The organism is Sphingomonas sp. CFBP 13733, assembly GCF_014841795.1.
Lineage (GTDB): Bacteria > Pseudomonadota > Alphaproteobacteria > Sphingomonadales > Sphingomonadaceae > Sphingomonas > Sphingomonas aerolata.
This window is the reverse complement of sequence record NZ_JACYUP010000003.1, coordinates 865,688-871,956: the sequence shown is the minus strand read 5'-3', so window position 1 is coordinate 871,956 and position 6,269 is coordinate 865,688. Positions and strand designations below refer to the sequence as shown.

6 protein-coding genes are annotated in these 6,269 nt (G+C 69.2%); 2 read left to right on the top strand and 4 right to left on the bottom strand.

The features are described 5' to 3' along the window. The first annotated feature begins 225 nt into the window (after nucleotides 1-225). Nucleotides 226-1,761 (top strand): lipopolysaccharide biosynthesis protein, encoded by a 1,536-nt coding sequence (locus IFT71_RS12610; protein WP_192141169.1) that lies wholly within the window; start codon nucleotides 226-228, stop codon nucleotides 1,759-1,761. 30 nt (nucleotides 1,762-1,791) lie between these two features. Here IFT71_RS12610 and IFT71_RS12605 read toward each other — a convergent pair whose 3' ends face one another. Further along, nucleotides 1,792-2,244: a CBS domain-containing protein gene (locus tag IFT71_RS12605; RefSeq protein WP_192141306.1), complete on the bottom strand. Its 453-nt coding sequence runs from the start codon at nucleotides 2,242-2,244 to the stop codon at nucleotides 1,792-1,794. Between the two features lie 71 nt (nucleotides 2,245-2,315). Between IFT71_RS12605 and IFT71_RS12600 the strand changes: the two genes are divergently transcribed. After that, on the top strand, nucleotides 2,316-2,606 hold the full coding sequence (locus tag IFT71_RS12600) for a hypothetical protein (RefSeq protein ID WP_031394022.1): 291 nt from the start codon (nucleotides 2,316-2,318) through the stop codon (nucleotides 2,604-2,606). 100 nt (nucleotides 2,607-2,706) lie between these two features. Here the strand turns inward: IFT71_RS12600 and IFT71_RS12595 are convergent, their stop codons facing one another. From IFT71_RS12595 to prfA, 3 genes are all read right to left on the bottom strand, one after another. After that, nucleotides 2,707-3,924, bottom strand: a complete 1,218-nt coding sequence (locus IFT71_RS12595; RefSeq protein ID WP_192141168.1) for a DUF4167 domain-containing protein — start codon at nucleotides 3,922-3,924, stop codon at nucleotides 2,707-2,709. 260 nt (nucleotides 3,925-4,184) lie between these two features. Further along, nucleotides 4,185-5,036, bottom strand: a complete 852-nt coding sequence (prmC, locus tag IFT71_RS12590) for a peptide chain release factor N(5)-glutamine methyltransferase (protein WP_192141167.1) — start codon at nucleotides 5,034-5,036, stop codon at nucleotides 4,185-4,187. 117 nt (nucleotides 5,037-5,153) lie between these two features. After that, nucleotides 5,154-6,227: a peptide chain release factor 1 gene (gene prfA / locus IFT71_RS12585; protein ID WP_107045050.1), complete on the bottom strand. Its 1,074-nt coding sequence runs from the start codon at nucleotides 6,225-6,227 to the stop codon at nucleotides 5,154-5,156. Nucleotides 6,228-6,269: the final 42 nt, after the last annotated feature.

Below are 6,269 nucleotides of genomic sequence, written 5' to 3'. Positions count from 1 at the left end.
CTGCGGTGACACCCCTCTAGGGCCCATCCCTAATCCCGTCAAACGCAAATTTCACTTTTATGGCAATTTTCTTCATTTCGACCGACTTACGCCCCCAGGCAGCCCGTGTGGGCCGTGCAGGGCACGACGACGACGCCCCTGCGTGCCAGCAAGGGACGCGACGCGGCATCCCCGCTCAGCTTTCTTAAGTGCTTGTGAAGCGCAGGCGATTATAGGGCCGGACCGATGACCACGCCGATTCCCAGCGCCCCGCCGGCGGCAGACCCGCTGGCGGACCGGCCGCCCGACGGGCCGATCGACGGCTTGGCCGCCCCGGCGCCGCTCGCCGGGCAGGTCCGCAGTGCGCTGATCTGGCGGTCGGGCAGCCAGATCGTCGCGCAACTCGTCCAGTGGAGCGCCACCTTCCTGGTGATCCGCATCCTCGCGCCCGCCGATTACGGTCTATTCGCGATGTGCCAGGTGATCCTGACCTTCATGGCGATGCTCAACGGCTATGGCCTGGCGAGTGGGCTGATCCAGCAGGCGACGATCAGCCGCCATGAGGTGCGCCAGCTTTTCGGCATGCTGATCCTGCTAAACGCGACACTGGCCGCGGCGCAGCTGGTGCTCGCGCCGCTGGCCGCGGCCTATTACCGCCAGCCGGTCGTCGCCGACATGCTGCGCGTCCAGGCGCTGCTCTATCTCACCACGCCGTTCATCGCCCTGCCCTACGCCCTGCTGTCACGCGCGATGGATTTTCGCCATCAGGCCAAGGCGAACATCACCGCCTCGATCGCTTCGGCGAGCACCGCGCTTGGTGGCGCGCTCTACGGACTGGGAGTATGGACGCTCGTCATCGCCCCGCTCGTATTGTTCGCGGTGCGGGGCGCGATGATGACGTGGAGCGCGCGGTCGCTGGTCTGGCCGAGCTTCGACTTTCGCGGCGCGGGCCGGCTCGCGCGCTATGGCGGGGTGATGGCGGCGAGCCAGCTCTTCTGGTTCCTGCAGAGCCAGGCCGATGTGTTCATCGCCGGGCGCCGGTTCTCGCCGCACATGCTCGGCATCTACACGACCAGCCTGTTCCTCACGCAGATCTTCGTCAGCAAGTTCGTGCCGCCGCTCAACGAGGTCGCCTTTTCCGCCTATGCGCGGATGCAGGCGGATCCCGACGCGATCGGACGGGCGTTCGTGAAGGGCGTGCGGCTGGTGATGATCGTCGCCATGCCCTTCTATCTCGGGCTCGCGGTCACCGCCGAGCCGCTGGTGCTGACGGTGCTGGGCGAAAAATGGGTCGAGACCGCGCCGATCGTCCGGCTGCTCGCGCTGGCGATGCCGTTCATGACGCTCCAGGTGCTGCTGACCCCCGCCTCCGATGCACGGGGACGACCGGGTATCGGCGTGCGCAACGGCGCGACCGGCGCGGTGATCCTCGGCACCGCGTTCCTGATCGGGGTTGAGTGGGGGCCGACCGGGCTCGGCCTTGCCTGGATCGCGGCCTATCCGCTGTATTTCGCGATCAGCGCGTGGCGGAGCCTGCCGGTGATCGGCGTCCCCGCCCGCGCGGTCGCGCGCGCGGTCGCGTCGCCCGCGCTGGCCGCGACGGCGATGGCGCTCGCGGTCTGGCTGGTCGATCAGCGTTTGCCAGTGCTCGATCCGGTCTGGCGCCTCGCGGTGCTGCTCGCGGTTGGCGGTTTGGTCTATGCGGGCGGGATGCTCGCCTTCGCGCGCGCGGCGCTCGGCGAGCTCGTCGCGGTGCTGCGCAAACGCCCCGTTACGCCCTGATCGGATACGCGCCCTGACCGGGCCCGCGGGTCAGGCGGACTGGATATAGGCGCGCATCGCCGCGGCATCCGCCTCGATCCGGTCGATCCGGAATTTGACGAGATCGCCGATCGAGACGAAGCCGACGAGCTGATCCTGGTCGATCACGGGCAGATGCCGGATCCGCCGCTGGGTCATCAGCGACAGCGCGCCGATCACCGATTCGGTCGGCGCGACCGATTTGACCGCGCGCGTCATCACGTCGCCGATCCGCTGCGTCAGCGCGCCCGCGCCCTTGGCCTGCAGGCAATGGATCACGTCGCGTTCGGAAAATATCCCGACGACGCGGCCGTCGTCGAGCACCGGCGCCGCGCCGATCCGCTGTTCCGCGAGCATCGCCACCGCGTCCGCGACGCTCGCATCGGGGTGCAGCGACAGCACCATGTCCGCGCGCGTGCCGTCACCGGTCCGCCGCTTGGTCTCGAGGATCGTCGCGATCGTCATCTCCGCCTCTCCTTGTCGCGTCTCCATGCGCGTGGCTTGAGAAAACCATGTTTGCGCGGCAATGAAAAGCGATGACCGATCCTTCTGCCGAGACACCGACCGGACTCGACGATCCACACTATGCCGCGTTCGCCTGGGGCCGGTTCCGGACGATCATGGCGTGGATGATACTGGCGGCGGCGATCTGCGCCGCGGGCGTCATCGTCGCGATGGCGCATCTTCAGGGGGCGCTGCACCTCGTGACGATGCTCGCGATTCTCGGCGGGGTCGGCGGATCGGTGATCATGGCCGGGCTGTTGATGGGGCTCGTCTTCCTGAGTTCGGGAAGCGGCCATGACGAGGACGTGACCCGGATCGACTAGCCGTCCGGGCGATGGCGCGGTCGAGGGAGGAAACGAAAAAAGGCCGGTACCGCAGCGTCGCGGTACCGGCCTTTTTCGATACTGCCGTCTGGCGCGACGGTCAGCCCGCCTCGACCTCGTCGGTGGCGACGCGGACGCGACGGCGACGCGGCTTTTCTGCGGCTGCGCCGTCCGCCGAAGCGTCGGCAGCTGGTGCGGGTGCCGAGGCCGAGATGCCGAGCGATGGCGGCAGGCGGTCTGCGTCGAACGCCGCGGGTGCGGCATCGTCCGTGGCGACCGGCGCGTCGAGACTGCGGTCGCGACGCGGGCGACCGCGACGGCGGGGCTGCTCCTCGCCCGAACCGTCCGACGCGGGCGCCGGGGCGCTCGCGGTCGAGGCGTCGACCGGCTCGCCCGTGAACTGGGGCGCGGACGACCGGTCGTCGGACGTGGCTGCGTCGGGCGTGGCCGGCGTTACGCTGCGCGCGGCGACCTCTTCCATGCGCTCGCCCTGCTGCTCGGACTCGGCCTGGACCGGACGCGCGGCGCGGGGCGTGCGACGGATGGTGTCGCGGCGCGGGGCATCGCGATACTCGTCGCGGACCTGGTTTTCGCGGGGCTGGGTCTCGCGCTGCTGGCCCTGCTCGTCACCGGGCTGTTCGTCGCGCGACTGCGTCATCCGCGGGCTGCGGGCCTCGCCACGCTGACCGTCGTTACGCTGGCCCTCGTTGCGCTGACCCTCGTTGCGGTTCGCGTCGTAGCGTGGGCGATCGTCGCGCTGCGAGCGGTCGTCACGGCCCTGGTTCTCACGGGGCGCGCGGGCGTTCGAATACTGGCCATTGGACTGGCCGCCATTCGCCATCGCCGCCTGATCGCCGGACCCCTGCTGGCCGTTTTGCTGCCCGTGCTGCTGCCCGTTCTGCTGGCTGCCCTGCTGCTCGCCCGAGCGGATCGGTTCGCCCTCGTCGCCATAATCGTCGTCGCCGTCGAGATCGAACGGCTGCTGGCGACGCGGCTGCTGCTGCGCCTGGGGCTGGCTCTCTTCGAAGCGCGCGCGGGTTTCGCTCAGCACGCGGAAATAATGATCCGCGAACTGGAGATAATATTCGATGTTGACGCGGTCGCCCTGCATCTGCGCGTCGCGCGCCAGGTTCTTGTACTTCTCGTACAATTGGCTCGCGTTGCCGCGCGCGCGGCTGTCGATGCGGTTGCCGGTGTCGCGGCCACCCTGGCCACCACCACCGCCGCCGCCCTGGCGTTGACCGCCACCGCCGCCACCGCCGCCATTATTATTGTTGCCACGACCGCGACGGCGGCCGGCTTGCCGGTTGTTGATCAAGCTTGTGTCCTCAGTCGTCGAACCAAAATCTGGTCGTGCTCCGAAATGCGGTGCAAACCCCCCGCCGCGCACCGATGACGATGCGTCGGACTTGCCAGGGCCGCCGGACTGCAGCGACTTTAAGGCGAAGGATGCGGGTCAACGCTCAAAAACGACCAAGTTGTCGAGATTGCGTGCCCCTGCCCACGTGATAGCGGCCCGGAAGGGCCTCCCACAAGCGAAATATGCGGCGGCGGGCCATAATCGTCAAGTCGCGCCGGTCATCGCGCGAGCAAGACGCGCGGGTTTCCGCCATAATCATGATGTAGCGCAACGTGCAGCCCCGCCGCCTCGAGCAGCGCCGAGACCGGTCTCGCCTGCGTCGCGCCGATCTCGATCACCGCCGCGCCGCCGGGTGCGATCAGCGCAGGGAGCTGCGTCGCGAGGATCCGGTAATCGTCGAGCCCGTCCGCGCCTGCGAACAGCGCCGCATGCGGTTCGTGATCGCGGACCTCGGGCGGCAGCGTCTCGGCGGTACCGATATAGGGCGGGTTGGCGAGGATCAGGTCGAACCGCCCCTCTATCGCGTCCGCCCAGCTGCCACGCACGAACTGCGCACGGTCCGCCATGCCGAGCGCCGCCGCATTGGCGCGCGCATAGCCGAGCGCGTCCGCCGAAAAATCGATGCCGAGACCGCGCGCGGGCCATTCGTCGAGCGCGGCGAGCAGCAGCGTACCGGGGCCGGTGCCGAGATCGAGGATCGTCGCGGGCGCACCGCCGGCAAAATGCGCCTGCGCGGCGATCAGCAGCGTCTCGCTGTCCGCGCGCGGCACCAGCGCCCCCGGCCCGACCGCGAGATCGATCGACCAGAAGCCGCGCGTGCCGGTGATATAGGCGATCGGCTCATGCCGCAGACGGCGCTCGACCAGCACCGCGAAACCGGCGGGAACGGCGTAGCGGTCGGGATCGAGCAGGATCGCGTTCCGCTCGACGCCCAGCGCATGCGCCATGAGCAGTTCGGCATCGAGGCGGGGGGTGCCGGAGAAGGCGAAGCGCGCGGCCGCGGTGGCGAGGGCCTGACGTACCCCCCCGCCCGCTTGCGGGAGGGGGCTGGGGGGTGAGCACGCGCTCACCGCGACCGCACCATCGGTGATGCGTCGAAAGACCGGAACGCGGCGCCTTCCTGGAACACGCCGCGCGCCCACCCCCCGGCCCCCTCCCGCACGCGGGAGGGGGGGGAGCACCTAGGCTCAGCCATCCAGCTGCGCCAGCCGGTCCGCCTCGTCCTGCGACACCAGCGCACCGATCAGCTCGCCCATGTCGCCCGCGACGATTTCCGGCAGCCGGTGCAGCGTCAGGTTGATCCGGTGATCGGTCACGCGGCCTTGCGGGAAATTATACGTCCGGATCCGCTCCGATCGATCCCCCGACCCGACCATCGACTTGCGCGCGCCCGCGCGCTCGGCATGCAGCCGGTCGCGCTCCGCCTCGTAGAGCCGCGTCCGCAGCACGCGCAAAGCCTTCGCCTTGTTCTTGTGCTGCGACTTCTCGTCCTGCTGGATCACCGTCAGCCCGGTCGGGATATGGACGATCCGCACGGCAGAGTCGGTCGTGTTGACCGACTGACCACCCGGCCCCGACGAGCGATAGACGTCGATGCGCAGGTCCTTGTCGTCGATCTTGACGTCGACCTCCTCCGCCTCGGGCAGCACCGCGACGGTCGCCGCCGAGGTGTGGATCCGGCCGCCCGCCTCGGTCGCGGGCACGCGCTGGACGCGGTGGACGCCGCTTTCGAACTTCAGTTTCGCGAACACGCCCTGCCCCGTGACGCTGGCGACGACTTCCTTGAATCCGCCCGCGTCGGACGACGATCCCGAGATCATCTCGACCCGCCAGCCCTGCGATTCGGCATAACGCTGGTACATCCGGAACAGGTCGCCCGCGAACAGCGCCGCCTCGTCGCCGCCAGTGCCGGCGCGCACCTCAAGCATCGCCGAGCGCTCGTCTGCGGAATCGCGCGGCAACAAGGCGAGCGCGAGCTTGCGGTCCGCGGTCTCGAGCAGCGTGCGATTCTCGTGCAATTCCTCCGACGCCATCGCGCGCAGCTCGTCATCGGCATCCTCGGCCATGAAGGCGAGACTCTCGGCCTCCTGCCGCAGCCGCCGCACCTCGGTCGCCGCCTGCGCGACGGGTTCGAGCTCGGCATATTCCTTCGACACCGCGACGAAGCGGTCGGACGGCAGGTCGCCGGTCGACATCAGCGCCTGCAACTCGTCGCGCCGCGCCTCGATCGCGCGGATGCGGTCCGGGGAGATCTGGGTCATGCGGACGCCCCCTCTTGCGTCATACCAGCGAACGCTGGGATC

Coding starts and splice junctions, on each gene's coding strand:
- IFT71_RS12605 (WP_192141306.1), bottom strand. CDS start 2,244: ATGACGATCGCGACGATCCTCGAGACCAAGCGGCGGACCGGTGACGGC.
- IFT71_RS12610 (WP_192141169.1), top strand. CDS start 226: ATGACCACGCCGATTCCCAGCGCCCCGCCGGCGGCAGACCCGCTGGCG.
- IFT71_RS12600 (WP_031394022.1), top strand. CDS start 2,316: ATGACCGATCCTTCTGCCGAGACACCGACCGGACTCGACGATCCACAC.
- prfA (WP_107045050.1), bottom strand. CDS start 6,227: ATGACCCAGATCTCCCCGGACCGCATCCGCGCGATCGAGGCGCGGCGC.